The organism is Chryseobacterium lineare (genome assembly GCF_977014045.1).
This window is the reverse complement of sequence record NZ_CDRNIQ010000001.1, coordinates 600344-620415: the sequence shown is the minus strand read 5'-3', so window position 1 is coordinate 620415 and position 20072 is coordinate 600344. Positions and strand designations below refer to the sequence as shown.

Genomic DNA, 20072 nt, shown 5'->3' with positions numbered 1-20072 from the left:
TATGATTATCCCTTTTAAAGTTCCACCTTTAGCGCCAGCCTTTTCAATGAATACCCAGGAAATATATTGTGGTGACAAGAAATCCTGCTGTAAAAAGTTCAAAAAAGGAAAAAGGTGTAAAAAATGTCCGGGAAACAAAAAATTAGCTTAATCAACAAAGCTACTTATTAAAAAATAAATTGCTAAAACAATTAATACAACAGCCACTATGATTCTTATAACTTTTGGCTGTCCATATGGATTGGCGACTGTTCTCGGTTGCGATCTGAACAATTCTTCCGCTTTATCTTTGAATTTTTCCGTATTGTTTTCAAAAACTTCTGTAATGGTAATCCCCTGAACTGCTGTTTTATGCAATAAAGAATTGGTAGCATGCAGCAAAATCTGAAATTTTCCGTCTTTAAATTCTGTTATTTTAAAAATTCTCTCCCCATAAGGTTTTTCCAGTCCGAAAGGTAAAACTTTTACAACATCAGCATTTTGTGTCTGCCATGTAATAATAATTTCTTCTCCTTTCGTTGCATGAATTTTATTCGCCGTAAAGGTTTTTATCGAAGGCGGAACGTTGTATCTGAAACTTTTCTGATGACTTTCTAAATTCTGATCGTAAGAATATCTTCTGCTTTTATCACTCAGTGTTTCATATGCCTCCTGAATTTCACGAAAACGATCGGCGAAGAAATCATCATTTTGATTTTTGTCCGGATGATATTTTAAAGATAGTTTTCTGTACGCTTTTTTGATGTCCTCTTCCGAAGCATCATGAGAAATTCCGAGAAAATAGTAGTAATCTTTCATTGAACTGCACAAAAATAAGGAATTTGTGATTGCGGGCAAAGCGAGGGAATTTTTTTTAACGCGAAGTCCAGAAGATTTTTTGAAATGGTTGAGAATATTTTTTATTCGCAAAGGCGTTTGACTCCGTCGAATCTTCGATTTCACTCAGCAAAGACAGAGCGTATTATTTGCATCATGAGTCAAAAAGTTTGCCTTAAGTTTGTTATGCTGGAAGCATCTCAACAAAGCAATGTATTTTAACGCAAAGGGACGCTAAGTTTTTTTGTAATGATTGAGAATATTTTTCGTTCGCAAAGGTACTTCGACAAGCTCAGCATAAACTATCACTCAGCAAAGGCTGAATGCGTTAAATGATATTTTAATATTGAAAGGAACGACTGCCACCCTAGCCCAGATTGGAGCGTTTGTCTGAGCTCATTTTCAGGGATTTGTTTCGGCGGCTCCGCCGCCGAAACAAATCCCTGAAATAGCGAGTGCGGAAAGCTGGAAACAGCTCCTTACAATTCGCCAGAAGTGGAAAGTTTAATATTAGATATTGATACTATTTTTTTGAGATTGCTTCTTCGCTTCGCTTATCGCAATAATTATAGAAAAATTCCGGATCGGGAAGCGAAGCTTCCCGATCCGGAATTAACAATCTCAATTTAGTTACTTTCTATTATGCTTCTGCAATATTTTCCTTTTCGGTATTTCTTCTGTGACATCTGGAAGCGAATTCTTTTTTGAATTTTCCTTTAAGCTCCTGATACTGTTCATCGTTCATTTCTCTGATTTTATCAGCCAGTCCGAAAGGTGATTTTTCTTTGATTCCGTATTCTTCGAAAATACCTTTTACAAATCTTTTTCTTTCCATTGCTTTTTTAGCGATCATGGCAATTCCAGCCACGGCAAGTGCTCCTAGAGCGCCTTTTAATACTGAGTTTTTCATTTTTCAAAATTTTAAATTTTACTGCTTTTTTATATAGACGAATAACTTTTTAATTTTACTTTACTACTTCTAAAATGTTTGCTATTCGTTTGTTTTTCTGTTTCTGTTGAAAAAACTGTTTTCGCATTTGCTTTTCCAAACCTCTTTAAATTTTTCTCTTTCTTCCGGAGAAAGGTGCATCATTTTTTCTCTCATTTTTCTTTCTTTGAAGTCTTTCATTCCTTTTCCGAAATGGAATCCTCCGAAAAGGATTTTACATAGTATCAGAATTCCCATGGCCTGCCAGTAAGAGATGGATTTTACTCCCAAAATTTCCGGAAGAAGACAGTTCCAAAGTGCCATCACAATCCATGTGATTCCTAAAATAATCAACGGCGGACAAAGAATTAAAAAAATCCAGCCTTTTTTATGTTTATGATTCATATCTTTCTTTTTTACTAACTATTTAAATCTTCGTATAATTTTCTCAGCCTGTTTCTTAAATGCTTAACCGCATAATTCTTCCGGCTGATGATTGTTTTGATATTTTCACCGTGTTCATCGGCAATTTCCTGAAGCGTTTTGTCATTGAGTTCATTCTCAACATAGACAAGTCTTTGTTTTTCAGGGAGTTCATCCAGTGCTTCAAATAACTTTTTCCAGATTTCATCCTGAAACATTTTCACTTCAGGACCTGCACTTTCATCCATCAGCAAAATATCTTTTATGGAAAAATCTCCGTCTTCATCTTCATAGACAAAATCTTCCAGATTCTCCGTTTTCTTTTTACGGTATTTGTCGGTGATCTTATTGGCTGTCACTCTGTATAACCACCCACCCACATTTACAATTTCAGAAAGATTGGTAATACTGCTGAACTGATACCACACTTCCTGCAGAATATCCTCCGCATCTTCCGTATTTTTCACTTTCGGGCGAATGTATGACATCAGCTTTCCTCCGTACTTTGAAACGGTTTGTGAGATGATATTTTCCTTCTCCTTCTGTGGCATTGTTATTTTTTCGACAATCTCCATATTGCTATGACGATTGAAATTTTTGTTTTACTTTAATAAATTTAAAATATTTTTCGGGAATTCAGGATTTTCTTTTATTAATCGTGTTTTTCAGATATAGGTTCTGTTTGTAAATTAATGTAATTTATTTTTAGAAGCTATTTCCCGCTTTTCGTTGCAATCCTTTTTCCTCACCCTAAATCCCTCTCCCGAGGAGAGGGATTTAGGGTGAGGAAAAAGGATTGCAACGAAAAGCGGGCTAAGATGAATCAGAATAAGAAATTTTAGACAAAAAACGGAAAGCCAGACTGACTTTCCGTTGGATAATTATAAAAATTAGTTGGATTTACTTATTAAAATTTTCAGCAAAGAAGCCCAGCATTGTTTTGTAGAATTCTATCCTGTTAGGCTCTTTTCCGAATCCGTGGCCTTCGTCATATTTTACCATATAAGGAACTTCAAAGCCTTTCGCTCTTAACGCTTTTACAATCTGATCAGACTCGTTGATATTTACTCTCGGATCATTCGCTCCCTGAACGACAAACAAAGGTTTTTTAATCTTATCGATCTGGAAAACAGGCGATACTTCTTTGGCAATTTTGGCTTCTTCCGGATTGTCAAGATCATACCAGATCTGCTTTACCATTTCTTTATAGGGCTTCCAGTATTCCGGAAAGGAATCAAAAAAGGTGAAAATATTGGATACCCCGACATAATCTACCCCGCAGGAATAGAGATCCGGTGTTTTGATCAGTCCCATTAAAGTAGCATACCCACCATGGCTTCCTCCATAGATGGCTACTTTATTTTTATCGATCCAACCCTGTTCTATGGCGTATTTCACTCCGTCTTCCACATCATCCATTGCTTTTCTTCCGATTTGCTTATAACCGGATTTCTGGAATTCCTTTCCATAACCACCGGATATTCTGAAGTTAACCTGTAATGTCGCATATCCTCTGCTTGCAAACAACTGTGACTCTGGATTAAAGCCCCAATCGTCACGAATTCCTTGCGGTCCGCCATGAGGGTTTACGATTAAAGGAACTTTCTTACCCTGCAACGCTTCTTTTGGCAATGTAACATATCCATGGATGGTAAGCCCGTCTCTGCTTTTAAATTCGATAGGACGCATTTCCGCCATATCTTCTTCTTTAAGCTGTGGCATCAGGTCAAATAGAAGCTTGGTTGTTTTAGATTTAGTGTCATATTCATAGTATTTACCATACAGTTTATCGCTGTCTACCACCACCAGAAGCTTGTCTTCTTTATCATCTGAGGAAACAACGTAGAATTGTTTGTCTCCAAATTCTGAAGCCAGTTTATCATGAACTTCTTTATAGAATTTACTTACCGGAATCGTTTCATTTTTAATTCCGTTATAGCTGATGTAATCCAGTTCATAATTTCTATTCTTCCCCGCCAGGCTGATAGAACTTACATCAAACGTCGGATTGGAATATACTTCCTTAATGACCACATCTTTTTTCAGGTCATACAGAACAATTCTTGATTTATCACCGTCAAGATTTGTCACAACATATGCTTCATTCTTATTTTTTGAATTTTCATTAAAACTGATAATATAAAAGCTGTCTTTCCAGTCCGTAGATTTCAGGAGATTGAATTTCCCGGTTTGCAGATCTTTATAATACAGTTTTGAAGTTAAGCCGTTCTCAAGAACAACATATCCGCGAAGGTTTCCGTCTTTATCAAAAATATAATCATCAATCGGGCTGTTGACATCTTTGTTTTCGTACAACTGAGTCATTTCCCCCGTATTAAAGTTTATCTTGTAAGGCTCAAAAATCTGCTTGTTATTTTTGTTCAGTGTGACAACAACAAAAGGGGTGTCTTTGATAGGTCTTACGGTTCCTAATTTGGTTCCTTCAAAAGGGGTAAGATCTTTCAAATTTTTACCATCCGTATCTGCTGCGTACAAATGAATATTTTCATTTCCTCCACGGTCCTGGGTATAATATAGCCTCTTTTTATCCAGCCAGCCATAACTTCTGATGAGATCATCCTTTTCTTCCAGCGCTTTGGTGATTACTCCTGTTTTAAGGTTTTTTACATAGACATGATTTTTACTGTCCTTGTCTTTTTCTTTATAGGAAAGGTATTGACCGTCCGGAGAAATTTTGAACTGGGAAGCTTTTGGCCTTGCAAAGTAATCCTCCACTTTATATTTGAAGTTTCCTTTATCGTAAGAAATTAATTGGTCGAATGTGGCTTTTGTAGAAACCAGGGTAGGATCTCCCGGCAATTTGGTGGTGTTGGTCTGTGCATTCATCATTACGGCGGATATTACAACTTGTGTTATCCCGAAAATTTTAGCATTAATATTCATATTTCATGGTTTGGATTAAGTGTATATAGAATAAGACGCTTTAATCGTAAGAATTGTTACATGTAAGCGAAGAAATATGATTTAAATAAAAAATGGAAAGCTAAGCCTTCCAATATATTAATTCAGATAAATTCCGAAATACCATGTCCAGGCGATTAAAATAATTTGCATCGGGATTCTCTGTTTATAAAGATAATCCATTCCCGGACCTGTAAAATCAGCTTTAAAAATATTGATCTTTTTCTTTGCTGAATTGATATTGGCAATGAAAACCAAAACATAAAAAATAATTAACAGAACAGCCGTCAGTTCACGGATCGAAGGGATCATCAAACCGATTCCGGCAGCAATTTCTATAATTCCGGTAGCATACACCCAGAACATCTTTCCGGGAATAAAATCGGGAATCATCATCGCCATTCCTTTCTGAAATTTAAAATGTGAAAAGCCTACAAATATGATAAAAACGGTCATTCCCAGATTTCCGGAAAATAAAAAATTCCAGTCACCCTGAAAAATCTTTGTTGCCAATAAGCCTACTATAAAGCCGGCGAAAAGAATTGTTAATAGTTTCATGTTTACTTTTATTAAGATAACCGAAATTACGCAAATTAAAGAAGTTTTTTACAAGTAATCGGAGATAATATATTTGTCTCATAGTTTTTTACCTGCTGTTGATCCTTCATGATTTTCAACCACAAAATACACAGATTATATAACACATAAGTCACAGAAGAATTTTTAGATAGGCTGAAAATATTTTAGAGCACATTAGATAAAAATCAAAGATTTTTTTTAACTCATATGTTCTGAAATGTTTTCAAAGTATTCATCTTCTATCTTATGTTTCTAATGTGTTTAAATTTTAAACCACAGAATACACAGATTTTCATAAATCAGAATATAAGAAAAAAATCTGCTCAATCCGCTAAGTCTGCGAGTGTAAAAAAAACTCTCGCAGATTATGCTGATCAAGATAAAAATAAAATCAACCAAATCCACCAGCGAGAATAAAGGAAAATCTGTGGTGAATTCTTACACCGTACCTTCAGCAAGATTTTTAATGACTTCTAATCCTTGTATAAAACCTTTATTGATGTGATCCTGCCATTCTTTTTCGGTTTGAACCTCAACATGCAGTTTGGTTTTTCCATCGAAGTCTATTAAAATATATTTTTCAAAACAGCCGCTCCACTGTTTTACCTGCATGCTTTCTGTATCTTCGTTTCCATTTTTGTCGACCATTCCCAAATGCTTAAAAATAATCTGGTTAGGCTCCTCAATATTATCGATTGTCGACACCATTCCTTCACCTTCGGCATTTACAAAATAGGTTTTTCCTCCCACCTTCCAATCGGATTTCATGACAGAGCCGGGACTGAAAAACTTTGTCCATTCGCTGTAAGTGTTTTCATTCCACAAAACGTCCCAAACTTTTTGTCTGGGAGCATTAATGATAATTTCGTACGATAAGGTTTCCATTGTTTAAATTGATTTAAAGTTGATTTTCAGAGAGATGTTTTACATTCGCCAGAGCATTCGGAAATTTTTCTTCAAAGAATGACTTGAACTCTTCTGATGTATTAATTTCTACATGTAAGTGTGTAATATTTTCGTTTTCGGTAAGAACATATTTTTCAGTAGCATCACCCCAGTCACGAGGAGCTTCAACACCTTCATAAATCTCCCCCAAGTGCAGGAACGTTATTTCCTCATTGGGAATCAGACTTATAATTTCACTGTACATTCCGTTATTTTTCGGATCAAGAAATTTTATAATGCTTCCTTCTTCTAAATTTCCCTGATAAAAAGATCCTTCCGTAAAAGCTGAAGTCCACTGTCTGAAAGAAAAATCATCCCAGAGAACGCTCCAAACCTTTATTGCTTCTGCATTAATCTCAATATCAAAATTCAATTTTTCCATAATTTATATAAAACTAGCTGTTAATCTGTGTAAATATTATCCACCTACAAAATCTCCTCCATTGATATGGATAATCTCACCGGTAATAAAACTGGAATCCTGCGATGCCAAAAAAACATATGCCGGAGCCACTTCAGAAGGCTGCCCTGCTCTTTTCATCGGATTGTCTTTTCCGAAATCTGAAACATCATCAAAAGTTTCTTTTACTAAAGGTGTCCAGATCGGACCCGGAGCTACCCCATTAACCAAAATATTCTTTTCAGCGATATTGGTGGCCAGAGAGCGTATAAATGTGGCAATAGCCCCTTTCGTTGAAGAATAATCAATCAAATGATCGCTGCCGCGATAAGCTGTTACAGAGGTTGTACATATAATGCGGGAACCGCTGTCCATCAGTTCCAGACAATCTCTGGTCAATGAAATCATAGAGATAATATTGGTATTAAACGTTTCCTGAATCTGTTCATCAGAAATATTTTCAATATCATCTTTAGGAAACTGTATTCCAGCATTATTGACCAAGATATCCAGGGACTTCCATTCTTTTTTGATCTGCTGAAGGCATTTTTTCCGGAAATCTTTTTTTGAGATATCTCCTTTCAGCAAAATACATTTCTGACCTTCTTTTTCTACCAGCTTTTGAGTTTCCCTGGCATCATCATCACTTTCTTTGTAAATAATAGCTACCTCAGCACCCTCGCGGGCATAATGAACAGCCACTGCCTGACCGATACCACTGTCACCTCCTGAGATCAAAGCCTTTTTACCTAAAAGCTTTTCACTGCCTTTGTAATTTTCACGAATAATCTCGGGATACAGTCCTTCCTGAGGAACTTTTGATTTAGAATCTGACTTGTTCTGTGTTTTCATAAGCAAATCTTTTTCTAATCATCATCAAACAGCAAGCCGAAGCTTAAAAAATATGGTATCCCGTAAAAAGACGAATTATATTTAAAAAACTTTTAACACCTTTTAAGAATTATAAGCCTTTTCCAGATCTTCTATGATAATTTTCTGCATTTTCATCATGGCCTGAACGACTTTCTGAGCTTTCATCGGATCCGGATCACTCATCAGCTGGATTAATCTTTTAGGAACAATCTGCCAGCTGAATCCAAACTGATCTTTCAGCCAGCCGCACATGCTTTCTCTGCCTCCATTGGAAGCTAAAGTGTTCCAATAATGATCCGTCTGCTCCTGATCATCAGTCATGACAACCATGGATATGGCTTCATTAAAATCAAACTGGTGGTCGTAAGAATTATCCATACAGAATAAACTGTAATCATCAATGACAAAATGGGCATGCTGAATATTTTGTGGAGGCTCTGCGGCAGGATGCCCTTCACTTCCGTCCCCATATCTCAGAATATTCCCAATCCTGGAATTTGGAAACGCTTTTGTGTAAAATTCCATGGCGGTGATTGCTTTTCCGTTGTTTTCATGGATAAACATCAGCGTGGGAACAATTTTCTGCCCTGTCTGATTTTCTCCAAGGAATATCTGCCATGTTACATCATATTTGTCCTTAAGCCAACCGTATTTTTTGCTCCATGAATAAGAATCCAACGGCATTAGAGCCATTCCGCCATCCATGAGTTCATTCCAGTATTTATCAACTTCATCTTCCGTTTCGCAGATGACCATGAAAGAAACAGATGCGTTTTTTTTGAATTGAGGTCCACCATTGAGGAGCATCAATTTCTGTCCGAAAAGTTCTATATTCATCACAACAGGAGTATCTGCAGTAATGTTTCCGTTAAATATTTTACAGTAAAATTCTGCAGATTCTTTGGCATTTTCATCGTACCACAGGCACGGAAAAATATCATTGTTCATAGTTTTAATTTAAATGTTGATAATAATTCATTCTGAATATTAGCTTTAAGTTTTGTACATCTTTTTTAACGCAAATGGCGCAAGGATTTTTTTTAAATCATCATGTTGATTTCCGGGCGCAAGGGCATTTCATTCAGCAAATGATAGATGCTTAACATTTAAATGCATTCTAAAGTATAAAAACCTGTGCTTTTTCTTTTTAACGCAAAAGACGCAAGGATTTTATTTGATATCTAAACAGCTGATTTTTCGTTCGCAAGGGCGTTTTACTCAGCAAATGATAGTGGCCCGATAGTTTTGTAAAGATTACCTGAATGTCATTTAATTATTATTTAACGGTAGCCGGCTTTCATTATTTTTAAAATAAATATCATTTTCCATCATGTAAACTTTCAGTTTTTGCACTGCATTTTTACTAAAACCGTGCATCTGAAGGATTTCTTTTTCAGAATAATCCGACAGTTTTTCCAGGGAATCGATTTTTTCTTTTTCAAGAGTTCTTCTGGCCGGTAAGGGAATAATACCCTGCAGGAAATTCCCATGCGCAGCATGACTCACAGCGCAAATGGAACTTAAGCATTTTGCCATTATTACTAAATTGATCATGATGCTGAAAGAAAATAATTAATTGTTTTCTACATATTTATGAAAATTATTCAAAATAGCATACCAGCCATCCCTCTGCATTTCCACAGGATTTTGCTTTTCAGGATCGAAAATCTCTGTTACTTTTGTGGTGTTTTCATCTATTTTATCAAACATTACCTGTACTTTCCTGTTGTCTTCGGTATGATAGGTGATACTTCTTTCAGGAATTATTTCATCATAAATTCCGATAAAATCAAATCCGAAACTTCCATCTTTAGCCTGCATTCTGGTTTTAAATCTTCCTCCCGGCTTTAAATCTACTTCAGCAGAGGGGCATTCCCAGGTATCGCTGGCAAAGTTCCATTGGGTAATATGTTCCGGACCGTTAAAATAATCCCACACTTTGTCAACAGGCGACAGAATCGTAATATCAATTTTGATAGGTTCCATATAATTTTATATTTGGTGTTAAAAAACAACCTAAAGATAAGCTATTTTACATATTCCTCGTTATAATTCACCATCCAATAAATGCCATATTTATCCTGAAAACTTCCAAAATAATCGCCCCAGAACTGATCTTCAATCGGCATTTCTACCTGACCGCCTTCTGAAAGTCCTTTGAAAAACCTGTCGGCCTCCTCTCTTGATTCCGGGAAAATTGAAACATAATTACTGTTTCCTAAAGTAAGACTCTGACCGAAACTTGGGACAATATCGGAAGCCATGAGAAGATCATTACCTACAGGAAGCGCAATATGCATCACCCTGTTTTTTTCTTCTTCGGATAAGTTTTCAGTTCCGGGAGCATTTCCCATTCTGTAGATTTCCCCGACAAATTCGCCGCCGAAAACAGATTTGTAAAAGTTGAAAGCTTCTTCAGCTTTACCATCAAAGTTTAAATAAGAATTTAATTTAGCCATGATTTTTTATTTTAATTGATGTTATTTTGAATGATACCCGATTTTCTTTTATATATCGGGAGCTGTCTGTCAACGTTCCCTCTATCGTACTGTCCGTACACCACCTCTCGGGCGGAGGACACACGGTCCCTAGTACGAAGGACAAAGTAGTTGACGCCCGATGTCCTTTTCAACCGGGTTGATTTAATATTTCAGATCTTTATCAAAGTCATATTTCATTCCTTCGTAACCTAGTATTCGTCGCATTAATCCGATTTGTCCACAAAGGTAATCTTCGCGCCCAATGCACATTCCGACAAAATTCAGAACGGTTTCCGGAAAGAAATCGATGTTCATTCCCATCGGAAAAGCCTGGTCCAGATTTTCGTCCGATACTTCCAGCAATTTCTGATAAACGAGTGGTGAAATTTTGTGGAAAGCATCTTTCAGCTGTTGTAAAGAGGGATATTTAAAATTTTCATCCAACGCTTTTCCCTGAAAGAAAAAATCTTTGAATTCAAATTCTTCCTGAACCCCGAGAACGCTCCCTAATGCGTACCGCATATCAAGAAAATTTCCGGCCATCCAGATGATATGATTGGTTCTGCCTTCAATTCTTTTTAAAGCATCTTCCTCTGAAATTCCATCAAGAACCATCAGGAAATTTTGGCTGTGACCACGAAATGCAGGAATAATAATGTCCAGTTTATTTGATGTTGGTGTGTCCATAACTTTTAGAGTTTAAAGTTGAAATAAGATTATGAAGGAATCTGAGAAGGGTCTGCAAAGATGACATTCCAGCCATGACCATTGATATCCCAGAAAGAATTCTGATACATCCATCCATGATCCTGGGGTTCTTCGTGCTGTGTCGCTCCGTTGGCAACCGCGGCGTTTACTACCTGGTCGACTTCTTCGCGGCTGTCTAAGCCAATGGCTACCAAAACCTGCGTTGTATCGCCTTTCGGGACCGGCCTTTCAGAAAAGGTTTCGAAAAATTCTTCTGTGAGAAACATGACAGAAATATGGTCACTCATGATGATGCAAACTGCTCTTTCATCAGAAATTTGCTCATTGATGGAAAATCCCAGATTCGTCCAGAATTCTTTTGTTTTCTGAATATCTTTTACCGGAAGATTAACGTAAATTTGATTGACTTTCATACTGTAATTTTTTATGTTAAGCTTTAACCAAAATTACCGAGTTACAGTGAAAGTCAACTTGCCATAAGACAAGATTTAAATTTTCCTGGGATGTGAGACAAGCTCTTTACGGATGCGGCTCAAGGAAGTATCTGTAACACCAAGATAGGAAGCAATCTGCTTTAGCGGCGCAAATTGTATGACGTAAGGTTTCTGCTCCAGAAGATTGAGATACCGTTTGGTCGCAGAAAGGGTGAACATCTCAACAGAGCGCTGTTTTCCGATGAAAAGCTGCTGGGACATCCATGCCCTTCCCCATTCCCTGAGATTCGGGATTTTGTGAAACAGTTCCTGAAAGGTATCGAAATCCATTTTCCAGCACTCACAGTCGGTAATACAGACAATATTTTCCTGTGTGGGAATTCGCTGAAAAAGGGATGAAACTTCAATGATGATTTCATTATCTACGAAAAAATTGATTGTCACATCATTTCCGTTAAAATCATTGACAAATGACCGGGCAAGACCTTTTTCCATGATATAATACTCATTGGCGGTCTTTCCTTCTTTCAGGATAAAATCTCCTTTGTGGAAAGTAACCTTTTCGTGCGCATTGTATATTTCTTCCAGTTCTTCGGACAGGAAAAACGGAAATTCGTAACAGATTTCCAGGGCTTTACTGATCATCAGGCAATGTTTTTAGTGGTTTAAAAATAGAATTTTTATGGGAAATGGTGAAGATAATTTTATATTTTGTTGAAACAGTTACAGAACTCCTTGTAATAATAGAGTTTGTAACGAGATCCTTCGGCAGGCTCAGGATGACACCACTAATACTAACCGTGAGGTTGAAACTTTTTCAAATAGGTTTAAGATAAACCCATTGTACATTTTGATTCATTCTCGTCACTTCGAGTAGATTTTGAAAAAATCATATCGAGAAGTTTGTGAGTTTGAGGATAAATTTCATTCTCGATACATTTTTTCTTCACCTTGTTACGAAAAAACACTCGAATTGACGAATTCAATACCAAAATTTAGCAAAATGCACAAAGAGGTAAATATATAAATTCCTGATGCTCAACCATTGAAAATAATTAATAATTTAGCGTTATGAAACAGACCTTTAGATTTAATTCAATTTCAGAATTTCATGCGTTCTGTAACCTTCCCAACCCGGAACATCCGCTAATCAGCCTTATTGATTACAGCAAAGTAAAATATCCTGTGAATGATACGGAGATTAAGTGGATCCAGAATTTCTATTCGGTCGGACTGAAACGGAATGTCAGTGCTAAATTCAATTATGGCCAGCAGGAATATGATTTTGATTCCGGGGTTTTGTGCTTTGTCTCGCCACTTCAGTTTCTGAGTCTTGAAATGAAACCTGATGTGGAAGTGGAACCGACGGGATATCTGCTGCTCATCCACCCGGATTTCCTTTGGGGAACTTCGCTTATCAAGAAAATAAAGTCGTATGAATTTTTCAGTTACCAGATCAATGAAGCGCTTTTTCTTTCGGATAAGGAAGAAAAAATTATTGTTGATCTTTTTAAAAACATTGAAAAAGAATACCAGAACAATATTGATAAATTCACTCAGGAATTGATTGTTGCCCAGCTTGAACTGTTCCTGATCTATGCCGAGCGATTTTATGAACGTCAGTTCTTTACCCGCAAAAAATCCAGCCACGAATTGCTGGAGAAGTTTGAAGATGTTCTTTCACAGCATTTCAACAACGGAAACCTGCTGGAAAAAGGAATTCCTTCTGTGAAATCCATCGCCGAGCAACTGAATATTTCCCCTAATTATCTGGGAAGCTTACTTCGCATTCACACGCAGCAAAATACACAGCAGCACATCCAGAATAAGCTGATCGATCACGCTAAAGAACGTCTGAGCACGACCAATCTTTCAGTAAGTGAAATTGCTTATGAGCTTGGTTTTGAGCATCCGCAGTCTTTCAGTAAGTTGTTTAAGCAGAAGGTGAAGCAGTCGCCGGGGGAGTTTAGGAGGGCGTTTAATTGAAATGTGTAAGCTTTAAAAATTAATTTGTACTTTTGATTTAAATATATCAGTTATGGATATTCAAACAAGAAAATTAAACTTAATCACATATTTGGCTCAGCTTCAGGATGAGAGTTTCTTTGAGAAAATCGAAGAATATATTTTATCAAAATTAGAAAAGGAGGATCATACCAGACCTTTTTCAATTGAAGAGCTAAATAAACGAATTGATCAATCATTAGAAGATTCAAAAAACGACAGAATTATTGAGTCTAATGATCTACTTTCAGAAATAAAACAATGGCAGTAAAAATATTCTGGACAAATTTTGGAAAGAAACAACTAAGAAATATTTTTGATTATTATAAACTAAAAGCCAGCCTGAAAGTTGCAAACAAGCTTGTTGTTGGAATTGTAAATAAAGTCAATACTCTTGATTTTCAAAAAGAAATAGGACAAAAAGAAGAATTGCTCTTATCCAGAAAAGAAAACTTCAGATATTTGGTTTATAAAAATTATAAAATCATTTATTGGTTTAATCAAGAAAAAAACCGAATTGAAATTACTGATGTTTTTGACGCAAGACAAAATCCTATTAAAATAGAAGAAAGACAATAATAATAAACAAAAAAGAGAAGTTTTGGGCTTCTCTTTTTTTATTTTATCCAAACTTCTTCTTCCTCAACCAGAAGAATAATCCTCCTAAAAGTCCGATAATGGCTAATGGCAGCAGCAAATTGAACCATTGCCAGTTGCTTTTCTCTTCGGTTATTCTTTGCCGGTCAAGAAGCCTTTCTTCGATGTTTCGGTTTCTCAGCTCCATAAGATTGCTGTCATCGAGAAGATAGTCTAATCCATTTCTCAGGAACTGTTCGTTTCCAAACTGTTCGTTGGTCAGGAGATCTACCCCTAAAGGCAGTGCTTCTCCTTTCAACACTTTGTTTCTTCCTACGTCTCCGTCGGCAATGACGATCATTTTATTTTCAGGACTTGAAGTTTTAAAATTCGGGTACGATTTTCTTTCAATCCTTGAAGCATAGGCAGAATTAAATTTCCCTTCCAAAGCCACGGCATAAATTTTCGGAGTGCTTGGTTTTTCCATTTGCCCAAGGCTGTCGACACTGGAAATTTCTTTTAAATCGACATAGTTGGGAACCTGCTTTAATAAAGTTCTTTCACTCGATTCAAAAAGAACATTGGTTTTAATATTTTTTCTTCCGCCCAATGTATCGATGGAAGTCGGGAATTCAAATTTTACAGGATTGATATTTTTGGTAATCGGATTGTTATTTTCGGCAATTCCTAACGGGAAATACGGCCACGGAAGACTGGTGTACTGAGGATTTCCGCTTACTTCTCCGGTAACTAATCTCAACAAGGCAAATTTCTTCACATCCTTCACCAACGCCGGATTGATCCTGATTCCGTAATTGAAGAAAAAGTCCGTCATATTGATATCTACAGGGAAAGGCATTACTTTCTGCGATCTCATCAGCGTATCCATTTCTGCGTTTACGGCATCGATCATCCACAACGTTTTCCCACCGTTCATGATGTATTGATCAAGAATAACTTTTTCACCGTCGGTGAAGGCTTTTCTTGGTTTTGCAATCACCAAAGCACTCATTTGCTTCAGCATTGGGACGTCAGCCAGGCTAAGTTCAGTCTGATTTTTAGGAATAATAGGTCCTGCATCATAACTTTCGGTTGCCAATTGCATGAACCCCTGAAATTCTCTTGGATTCAATTCATCCTGATTCACCAGAATTCCTATTTTCTTTCTTTTGCTTGCTGCAATATTTTTAATGTTTGAAACAAGATTATATTCTAAGTTTTCAATTGATTTTGTCAACTGCTGGTCAGCATCAATTCCCGTCTGCTGTACCACCAAAGGAATGGAAACTCCTCTTTTATCGTACTTCACCACCGCATAAGGGAAAAGCATGATCTGCGAGACTTTCCCGTCTTTGATATCCGGAAGCATGGAAGGCTGCATACCCATCGCCATCAATGTGTCTTTAGATATTTTGGTTTTGATAGGGTCGATAAATTTAAAATCGATTTGCGGATTAATTTTTCTGAATTCTTCCAGCATGAATTTCGTTTCGCTCTGAAGCTGCTTGAAGCTTGCCGGAAAATCACCTTCCAGATAGACATCAACCGTTAAAGGTTTATGGACAGATTCGAGAACTTTAATTGTATTTTCAGAAAGGGTGTATCTTTTTTCTTTGGTTAAATCCAATCTGATTCCTGAAATTGCAAGAATAATGACTAATGGCAATATCACAAAAAGTAAAATTCCTAATGGAGACTTAAATTGTATCTTCTTCATAATTCTACTTCTTTTTATTTATAAAATGATTGGATAAAACTAATGTAATACCGATAATTAAAGCAAAATAGGCAACATCCTTAAAATCAATAAGACCTCTTGTAAAACCTAAAAAATGCTGGTAAAAACCGATATTCTGCAAAATAAAATCGGCACCTCCCAACAGTTTATAGCTTGCTAATTGTTCAATTCCGAAATACATGATGAAACACATGAAAACACCCAGCAGATAAGCCATAATCTGATTCTGTGAAAGCGAGGATGCTAAAATTCCCACCCCTGAAAATGCTGCAATTAAAATAATTAACCCAATATAACTTCCGAAGGTCATTCCTAAATCAATATTTCCTTCAGGAACACCCAAAACATAGACGGTGTACAGGTAAATCAACGATGGAATTAAACATAAAATTCCAACAATCCACACAGAAAGAAATTTCCCGAATACCAGATCCGAAACTTTCAAAGGTTGGGAAAATAGCCAATTCAACGTTCCCGTCTGCTGTTCTTCCGCAAAAGTCTTCATGGAAAGTGCCGGAATGATAAACATCAATAACCACGGTACCAAAACGAAATAACTCTGTAAAGAAGCCATCCCGATTTCAAAGATATTAGAATCGTTGTCGAAAAAAAACAGAAACAGCGTCGCGATCAGACTGAAAGCCGCGATAATCACCCACGCACTCCAGTTTCCGAAATAACTCCAAAGTTCTTTTTTTAAAATTGCAATCATAGTTTTTTTAATTTGCAGTAAGCAATATGCTATAAGCAGTAGGCAAAAGCTTATCGCTTATTGCCTGTAGCCTAAAGCCTTTATTTTTTCTTTTTTTATTAACCAGTTTTACGGTCATCATAATTAAAAATACCAGAACGAAAAATCCTGAGATTAATTGCCACCAGTATTCAATAACCTGAGATTTGAGAATCACGGTAAATACCACCAGGAATAAAATAAAAGTAGCGATTTCATTAGCCTGTCTTAATTTGATATTGGCTGTTTCGAGAGTATTCCCGTTTAATTCTTTTAGCCTTAAAACTTTCTTCCAGCACCAGTAATGATAGATCGCTAAGCCTACAAGGAACGTCAGTTTTAAATGAAACCAGGGTATTTTCATCAATCCTGTATTCAAAAAAATCATGATTAATCCGCACACCGTCATGATCACGCCGGCGGGAACGGTAATAATATTCCAAAGCCTTCGTGCCATGAAAGTATATTGCTCCCTTAAGATTTTCTTTTTATCTTCTGCAAATTCGTCGGTGTCTTTATAGTACACAAAAATTCTTACGAGATAAAAAATTCCTGCAAAATAACTTACCATAAAGATAATGTGCAGTGCTTTTATTATAGTGTAAAGCATTTAAAAAAAATAATGGCAAATATAATGTTAATGACAAAAATATTTGATAGAAAACAGAATAAATATTGCTTTTATTCTGTTATGTTCATTATTTTATACTAAGAAGTTTGAGCATATTATTTTTCGAATGAGATACTATCCACCTTTTTACCATCTGCATATTTTTTTATGTAACGAAGATTTCCTTTTTCATCATAATATTTCCAGTCACCGAAGTAATACCAATGGCGTTCATTTTCAGAAATATCTATTTTAGACTGACCTCTTTCCATCAGTTTTCCGTTTGGAAAATATCTTTTGGTTTTGGTAATTCCTTTTCTGATAACATCTTTTTGATATTTATGGCCATTTAAAGTCATCTTCCACACGCCCACTTTTTCTCCCATTCTATATTTTCCGATAGCGTTTAGTGTCCCCTCATCTGAAGAATATTCTTCTTTCCATTTGCCGTCTCGTTTGCTTACTTTCTTTTCATCTTTAACATACTGATTCATCTTTGTTTTACAGGAAACAAACACCAAAAAGATCAGTAAAAAGGATAATTTTTGCATAAAAAAACAGAATTTCTGTAAATATAAGAAATTCTGTTTTTAATTCTACAAACGTAGAGCTATTTTTTATTTTAAGAAATCACCGCTAATTCTTTTCCTACTTTTTCAAAAGCAGTAATCGCTTTATCCAGATGTTCTCTCGTATGAGCTGCGGAAAGCTGAACTCTGATTCTCGCTTTTCCTTTCGGCACAACCGGATAGAAGAACCCGATTACGTAAATTCCTTCATCCATCAGTTTTTCTGCCATTTTCTGAGCTAAAGGAGCATCATACAACATTACCGGAACGATCGCCGCATCACCATCAGGAATATCAAAACCTCTGGCTTTCATCTCCGTTCTGAAATATTCTGCATTTTCCATGACTTTATCACGAAGAGAAGTATCTTCAGAAATCATATCCAAAACTTTCAACGCTGCACCAACAATTCCGGGAGCCAGTGAGTTTGAGAATAAATAAGGTCTGGAACGCTGTCTCAACATGTCGATGATCTCTTTTTTCCCGGAAGTAAATCCTCCCAAAGCACCACCTAAAGCTTTACCTAATGTAGAAGTAATAATATCTACTCTACCCATTACATCGTTTGCTTCATGCGTTCCACGGCCTGTTTTTCCTATGAAACCTGTCGCATGAGAATCGTCAACCATTACCAATGCATCATATTTATCTGCCAGATCACAAACGCCTTTCAGGTCTGCAACAATTCCATCCATAGAAAATACACCATCAGTAACAATAATTTTGAAACGGTGATTTTTTTCAGAAGCAGCAATTAACTGCGCTTCAAGATCTTCCATATTGTTATTTTTATAACGGTATCTCGCCGCCTTACAAAGACGTACCCCATCGATAATGGAAGCATGGTTCAATTCATCGGAAATAATTGCATCTTCTTCTGTAAATAATGGTTCAAAAACACCACCGTTGGCATCAAAACAGGCAGCATACAAAATAGTATCTTCAAGACCCAAAAAGTCAGCGATTTTCTGCTCCAGTTGCTTGTGAATATCCTGAGTTCCGCAGATGAAACGAACCGAAGACATCCCATACCCATGGGATTCTATCATATCCTGAGAAGCTTTCATCACTTCCTGATTATTAGATAATCCCAGATAATTATTAGCACAAAAATTTAGCAGTTTTTTTCCATTCGCTTCTATTTCCGCACTTTGCTGAGAAGTAATGATTCTTTCTCTTTTATAAAGCCCTTCTTTTTCAATGTTTTGCAGTTCGTTCTGTAGATTTTCAAGATATTTTTCAGAGATCATTTCTTATAATTTTTAAGATTCGCTAATTTAATAAAAAAAGCCGTTTCACAAGGATGAAACAGCTTTCTTATTTATATAATCTTAAGTGGGAAAGATCTGAAGATCTTATTTCTTAATGATTTTTTTAGTAAATTCAGATTTGTCGGTTTTTACTTTAATGAGGTAATTTCCTGTACTCAGTTCAGATACATTAACTGTTTTACCAGCATTTGAAATGGTTTTTACCAAACTTCCTTTTGTATCAAAAACGGAAACGGAAACAATTTTGGCATCAGTTTCAATATTCAATATATCAGTTACCGGATTTGGGGAAATAGTGATATTTTCTTTTTTGGAGACTTCACCCGTAGCGAGCGAGCTGACATTAGCTACAAGAACATTATCAACCTTAAATCCTGTTCCGAAATCATCATAGACAAAGTCAATTGTATGTGCATTTTTATAAGTACCCAACGCTCCGCTGTAAACCTGAGTTCCATTCACCCAATACTGTAATATATTGGTAGATTTTTTAATTCCTATTTTAATATTATACCATTGATTAGGATTTAATACAGGACCATCAACAAATGCAGTTGCAGTTCTGTAGGCCATTGTACCGGTTTCATAATCGATGCGTAATGCGGCGGTATAATAATAATCTACATTATCATTATAAACAGCAATTTCATAATCTGAACCATCCAGACCGTCAAATCTGTAGTCAAAGGAAATTTCAACATCATTACTTGCCGTAACCAGGCTGGAAATATTTTTTTCAATACCGCAAGAGCTTAAAACGTCGCCTTCACTTAACATCGTAAATGAGTTTACTCCATCCGTTGCATTGGAAGCAGCCACTGTAGGATTAGTAATAGGAATACCTCCCCAAGCTGTCCAACCCTGTTGACCGCCAAGATTTCCGACAGTATAACCTTCCGACGCTTCAAATGAAATTTTTGAAGTTTGTGCACTGACCGACAGTACACTCAATGACATAAATGTCCCTAGAGAAAATAGAACTTTTTTCATAATAATGTAATTAGTAATGAACAAGTTATGAAAAAATAATTTAAAACTCCAGACAAATATCATTTTTTTTTGATTA

25 protein-coding genes are annotated in these 20072 nt (G+C 36.2%); 3 read left to right on the top strand and 22 right to left on the bottom strand.

The annotated features are described in order from the left end of the window. Positions 1 to 147 precede the first annotated feature (147 nt). From ACWNCI_RS02670 to ACWNCI_RS02595, 16 genes are all read right to left on the bottom strand, one after another. Positions 148 to 798, bottom strand: coding sequence for a J domain-containing protein (locus ACWNCI_RS02670; RefSeq protein WP_449387084.1), 651 nt, complete (start codon positions 796 to 798; stop codon positions 148 to 150). 658 nt (positions 799 to 1456) lie between these two features. Beyond that, complete coding sequence (locus tag ACWNCI_RS02665) at positions 1457 to 1726, bottom strand: hypothetical protein (RefSeq protein ID WP_346985640.1); 270 nt, start codon at positions 1724 to 1726, stop codon at positions 1457 to 1459. Between the two features lie 81 nt (positions 1727 to 1807). Beyond that, positions 1808 to 2149: a hypothetical protein gene (locus ACWNCI_RS02660; protein ID WP_346985641.1), complete on the bottom strand. Its 342-nt coding sequence runs from the start codon at positions 2147 to 2149 to the stop codon at positions 1808 to 1810. A 14-nt stretch (positions 2150 to 2163) separates the two neighbouring features. Next, positions 2164 to 2742 carry an RNA polymerase sigma factor gene (locus ACWNCI_RS02655; RefSeq protein WP_449387083.1) on the bottom strand — a complete coding sequence of 193 codons (579 nt, stop codon included), beginning with the start codon at positions 2740 to 2742 and terminating at the stop codon, positions 2164 to 2166. 325 nt (positions 2743 to 3067) lie between these two features. Continuing rightward, the gene (locus ACWNCI_RS02650; protein ID WP_449387082.1) at positions 3068 to 5071 is read right to left on the bottom strand and encodes a S9 family peptidase; all 2004 of its coding nucleotides are present in this window, start codon (positions 5069 to 5071) and stop codon (positions 3068 to 3070) included. Between the two features lie 117 nt (positions 5072 to 5188). Beyond that, complete coding sequence (locus tag ACWNCI_RS02645) at positions 5189 to 5647, bottom strand: DoxX family protein (protein WP_449387081.1); 459 nt, start codon at positions 5645 to 5647, stop codon at positions 5189 to 5191. Between the two features lie 459 nt (positions 5648 to 6106). Next, positions 6107 to 6553 carry an SRPBCC family protein gene (locus ACWNCI_RS02640; protein WP_449387080.1) on the bottom strand — a complete coding sequence of 149 codons (447 nt, stop codon included), beginning with the start codon at positions 6551 to 6553 and terminating at the stop codon, positions 6107 to 6109. A 13-nt stretch (positions 6554 to 6566) separates the two neighbouring features. Then, positions 6567 to 6995 (bottom strand): SRPBCC family protein, encoded by a 429-nt coding sequence (locus ACWNCI_RS02635; RefSeq protein WP_346985645.1) that lies wholly within the window; start codon positions 6993 to 6995, stop codon positions 6567 to 6569. Positions 6996 to 7031: 36 nt separating this feature from the next. Continuing rightward, entirely contained in the window at positions 7032 to 7865 is an 834-nt protein-coding gene (locus ACWNCI_RS02630) for an SDR family oxidoreductase (protein WP_449387079.1), read from the bottom strand. 102 nt (positions 7866 to 7967) lie between these two features. Continuing rightward, positions 7968 to 8834, bottom strand: coding sequence for a VOC family protein (locus tag ACWNCI_RS02625; RefSeq protein ID WP_449387078.1), 867 nt, complete (start codon positions 8832 to 8834; stop codon positions 7968 to 7970). A 321-nt stretch (positions 8835 to 9155) separates the two neighbouring features. Then, positions 9156 to 9422 (bottom strand): hypothetical protein, encoded by a 267-nt coding sequence (locus tag ACWNCI_RS02620; protein WP_449387077.1) that lies wholly within the window; start codon positions 9420 to 9422, stop codon positions 9156 to 9158. Positions 9423 to 9458: 36 nt separating this feature from the next. After that, positions 9459 to 9872, bottom strand: a complete 414-nt coding sequence (locus ACWNCI_RS02615) for an SRPBCC family protein (protein WP_449387076.1) — start codon at positions 9870 to 9872, stop codon at positions 9459 to 9461. 41 nt (positions 9873 to 9913) lie between these two features. Further along, complete coding sequence (locus ACWNCI_RS02610) at positions 9914 to 10345, bottom strand: VOC family protein (RefSeq protein WP_449387075.1); 432 nt, start codon at positions 10343 to 10345, stop codon at positions 9914 to 9916. 183 nt (positions 10346 to 10528) lie between these two features. Next, a complete protein-coding gene (locus ACWNCI_RS02605) occupies positions 10529 to 11053 on the bottom strand; it encodes a DinB family protein (RefSeq protein WP_449387074.1) in 525 nt (174 codons plus the stop codon). Between the two features lie 29 nt (positions 11054 to 11082). Next, on the bottom strand, positions 11083 to 11487 hold the full coding sequence (locus ACWNCI_RS02600; protein WP_346985652.1) for a VOC family protein: 405 nt from the start codon (positions 11485 to 11487) through the stop codon (positions 11083 to 11085). Positions 11488 to 11562: 75 nt separating this feature from the next. Further along, positions 11563 to 12153 (bottom strand): Crp/Fnr family transcriptional regulator, encoded by a 591-nt coding sequence (locus tag ACWNCI_RS02595; RefSeq protein WP_449387073.1) that lies wholly within the window; start codon positions 12151 to 12153, stop codon positions 11563 to 11565. Positions 12154 to 12579: 426 nt separating this feature from the next. On the opposite strand from ACWNCI_RS02595, the gene ACWNCI_RS02590 reads away from it, so the two are divergent. From ACWNCI_RS02590 to ACWNCI_RS02580, 3 genes are read left to right on the top strand one after another with little or no spacing between them, the layout of a single operon-like run. Then, positions 12580 to 13494: a helix-turn-helix domain-containing protein gene (locus ACWNCI_RS02590; RefSeq protein ID WP_346985654.1), complete on the top strand. Its 915-nt coding sequence runs from the start codon at positions 12580 to 12582 to the stop codon at positions 13492 to 13494. 52 nt (positions 13495 to 13546) lie between these two features. After that, positions 13547 to 13783 carry a hypothetical protein gene (locus ACWNCI_RS02585; RefSeq protein WP_346985655.1) on the top strand — a complete coding sequence of 79 codons (237 nt, stop codon included), beginning with the start codon at positions 13547 to 13549 and terminating at the stop codon, positions 13781 to 13783. Next, positions 13774 to 14091: a type II toxin-antitoxin system RelE/ParE family toxin gene (locus tag ACWNCI_RS02580; RefSeq protein WP_449387072.1), complete on the top strand. Its 318-nt coding sequence runs from the start codon at positions 13774 to 13776 to the stop codon at positions 14089 to 14091. Before ACWNCI_RS02585 ends, ACWNCI_RS02580 begins: the two co-directional genes overlap by 10 nt. A 43-nt stretch (positions 14092 to 14134) precedes the next feature. On the opposite strand, the gene gldG is transcribed toward ACWNCI_RS02580, so the two are convergent. The 6 genes from gldG to ACWNCI_RS02550 form a co-directional block, all read right to left on the bottom strand. After that, positions 14135 to 15805 carry a gliding motility-associated ABC transporter substrate-binding protein GldG gene (gene gldG / locus ACWNCI_RS02575; protein ID WP_449387071.1) on the bottom strand — a complete coding sequence of 557 codons (1671 nt, stop codon included), beginning with the start codon at positions 15803 to 15805 and terminating at the stop codon, positions 14135 to 14137. 4 nt (positions 15806 to 15809) lie between these two features. Continuing rightward, positions 15810 to 16538 (bottom strand): ABC transporter permease, encoded by a 729-nt coding sequence (locus tag ACWNCI_RS02570; protein ID WP_449387070.1) that lies wholly within the window; start codon positions 16536 to 16538, stop codon positions 15810 to 15812. 7 nt (positions 16539 to 16545) lie between these two features. Next, positions 16546 to 17166 (bottom strand): CopD family protein, encoded by a 621-nt coding sequence (locus tag ACWNCI_RS02565; protein ID WP_449387069.1) that lies wholly within the window; start codon positions 17164 to 17166, stop codon positions 16546 to 16548. A 116-nt stretch (positions 17167 to 17282) separates the two neighbouring features. Further along, positions 17283 to 17717: a hypothetical protein gene (locus ACWNCI_RS02560; protein WP_449387068.1), complete on the bottom strand. Its 435-nt coding sequence runs from the start codon at positions 17715 to 17717 to the stop codon at positions 17283 to 17285. 71 nt (positions 17718 to 17788) lie between these two features. Next, positions 17789 to 18985: a glycine C-acetyltransferase gene (gene kbl / locus ACWNCI_RS02555; protein ID WP_449387067.1), complete on the bottom strand. Its 1197-nt coding sequence runs from the start codon at positions 18983 to 18985 to the stop codon at positions 17789 to 17791. Between the two features lie 105 nt (positions 18986 to 19090). Further along, positions 19091 to 19996, bottom strand: a complete 906-nt coding sequence (locus ACWNCI_RS02550; RefSeq protein WP_449387066.1) for a T9SS type A sorting domain-containing protein — start codon at positions 19994 to 19996, stop codon at positions 19091 to 19093. Between the last annotated feature and the right edge of the window lie 76 nt (positions 19997 to 20072).

Excerpts from the sequence above, each read along its gene's own strand:
- ACWNCI_RS02670 (WP_449387084.1), bottom strand. The coding sequence starts at position 798 with ATGAAAGATTACTACTATTTTCTCGGAATTTCTCATGATGCTTCGGAA.
- ACWNCI_RS02665 (WP_346985640.1), bottom strand. The coding sequence starts at position 1,726 with ATGAAAAACTCAGTATTAAAAGGCGCTCTAGGAGCACTTGCCGTGGCT.
- ACWNCI_RS02660 (WP_346985641.1), bottom strand. The coding sequence starts at position 2,149 with ATGAATCATAAACATAAAAAAGGCTGGATTTTTTTAATTCTTTGTCCG.
- ACWNCI_RS02655 (WP_449387083.1), bottom strand. The coding sequence starts at position 2,742 with ATGGAGATTGTCGAAAAAATAACAATGCCACAGAAGGAGAAGGAAAAT.
- ACWNCI_RS02650 (WP_449387082.1), bottom strand. The coding sequence starts at position 5,071 with ATGAATATTAATGCTAAAATTTTCGGGATAACACAAGTTGTAATATCC.
- ACWNCI_RS02645 (WP_449387081.1), bottom strand. The coding sequence starts at position 5,647 with ATGAAACTATTAACAATTCTTTTCGCCGGCTTTATAGTAGGCTTATTG.
- ACWNCI_RS02640 (WP_449387080.1), bottom strand. The coding sequence starts at position 6,553 with ATGGAAACCTTATCGTACGAAATTATCATTAATGCTCCCAGACAAAAA.
- ACWNCI_RS02635 (WP_346985645.1), bottom strand. The coding sequence starts at position 6,995 with ATGGAAAAATTGAATTTTGATATTGAGATTAATGCAGAAGCAATAAAG.
- ACWNCI_RS02630 (WP_449387079.1), bottom strand. The coding sequence starts at position 7,865 with ATGAAAACACAGAACAAGTCAGATTCTAAATCAAAAGTTCCTCAGGAA.
- ACWNCI_RS02625 (WP_449387078.1), bottom strand. The coding sequence starts at position 8,834 with ATGAACAATGATATTTTTCCGTGCCTGTGGTACGATGAAAATGCCAAA.
- ACWNCI_RS02620 (WP_449387077.1), bottom strand. The coding sequence starts at position 9,422 with ATGGCAAAATGCTTAAGTTCCATTTGCGCTGTGAGTCATGCTGCGCAT.
- ACWNCI_RS02615 (WP_449387076.1), bottom strand. The coding sequence starts at position 9,872 with ATGGAACCTATCAAAATTGATATTACGATTCTGTCGCCTGTTGACAAA.
- ACWNCI_RS02610 (WP_449387075.1), bottom strand. The coding sequence starts at position 10,345 with ATGGCTAAATTAAATTCTTATTTAAACTTTGATGGTAAAGCTGAAGAA.
- ACWNCI_RS02605 (WP_449387074.1), bottom strand. The coding sequence starts at position 11,053 with ATGGACACACCAACATCAAATAAACTGGACATTATTATTCCTGCATTT.
- ACWNCI_RS02600 (WP_346985652.1), bottom strand. The coding sequence starts at position 11,487 with ATGAAAGTCAATCAAATTTACGTTAATCTTCCGGTAAAAGATATTCAG.
- ACWNCI_RS02595 (WP_449387073.1), bottom strand. The coding sequence starts at position 12,153 with ATGATCAGTAAAGCCCTGGAAATCTGTTACGAATTTCCGTTTTTCCTG.
- ACWNCI_RS02590 (WP_346985654.1), top strand. The coding sequence starts at position 12,580 with ATGAAACAGACCTTTAGATTTAATTCAATTTCAGAATTTCATGCGTTC.
- ACWNCI_RS02585 (WP_346985655.1), top strand. The coding sequence starts at position 13,547 with ATGGATATTCAAACAAGAAAATTAAACTTAATCACATATTTGGCTCAG.
- ACWNCI_RS02580 (WP_449387072.1), top strand. The coding sequence starts at position 13,774 with ATGGCAGTAAAAATATTCTGGACAAATTTTGGAAAGAAACAACTAAGA.
- gldG (WP_449387071.1), bottom strand. The coding sequence starts at position 15,805 with ATGAAGAAGATACAATTTAAGTCTCCATTAGGAATTTTACTTTTTGTG.
- ACWNCI_RS02570 (WP_449387070.1), bottom strand. The coding sequence starts at position 16,538 with ATGATTGCAATTTTAAAAAAAGAACTTTGGAGTTATTTCGGAAACTGG.
- ACWNCI_RS02565 (WP_449387069.1), bottom strand. The coding sequence starts at position 17,166 with ATGCTTTACACTATAATAAAAGCACTGCACATTATCTTTATGGTAAGT.
- ACWNCI_RS02560 (WP_449387068.1), bottom strand. The coding sequence starts at position 17,717 with ATGCAAAAATTATCCTTTTTACTGATCTTTTTGGTGTTTGTTTCCTGT.
- kbl (WP_449387067.1), bottom strand. The coding sequence starts at position 18,985 with ATGATCTCTGAAAAATATCTTGAAAATCTACAGAACGAACTGCAAAAC.
- ACWNCI_RS02550 (WP_449387066.1), bottom strand. The coding sequence starts at position 19,996 with ATGAAAAAAGTTCTATTTTCTCTAGGGACATTTATGTCATTGAGTGTA.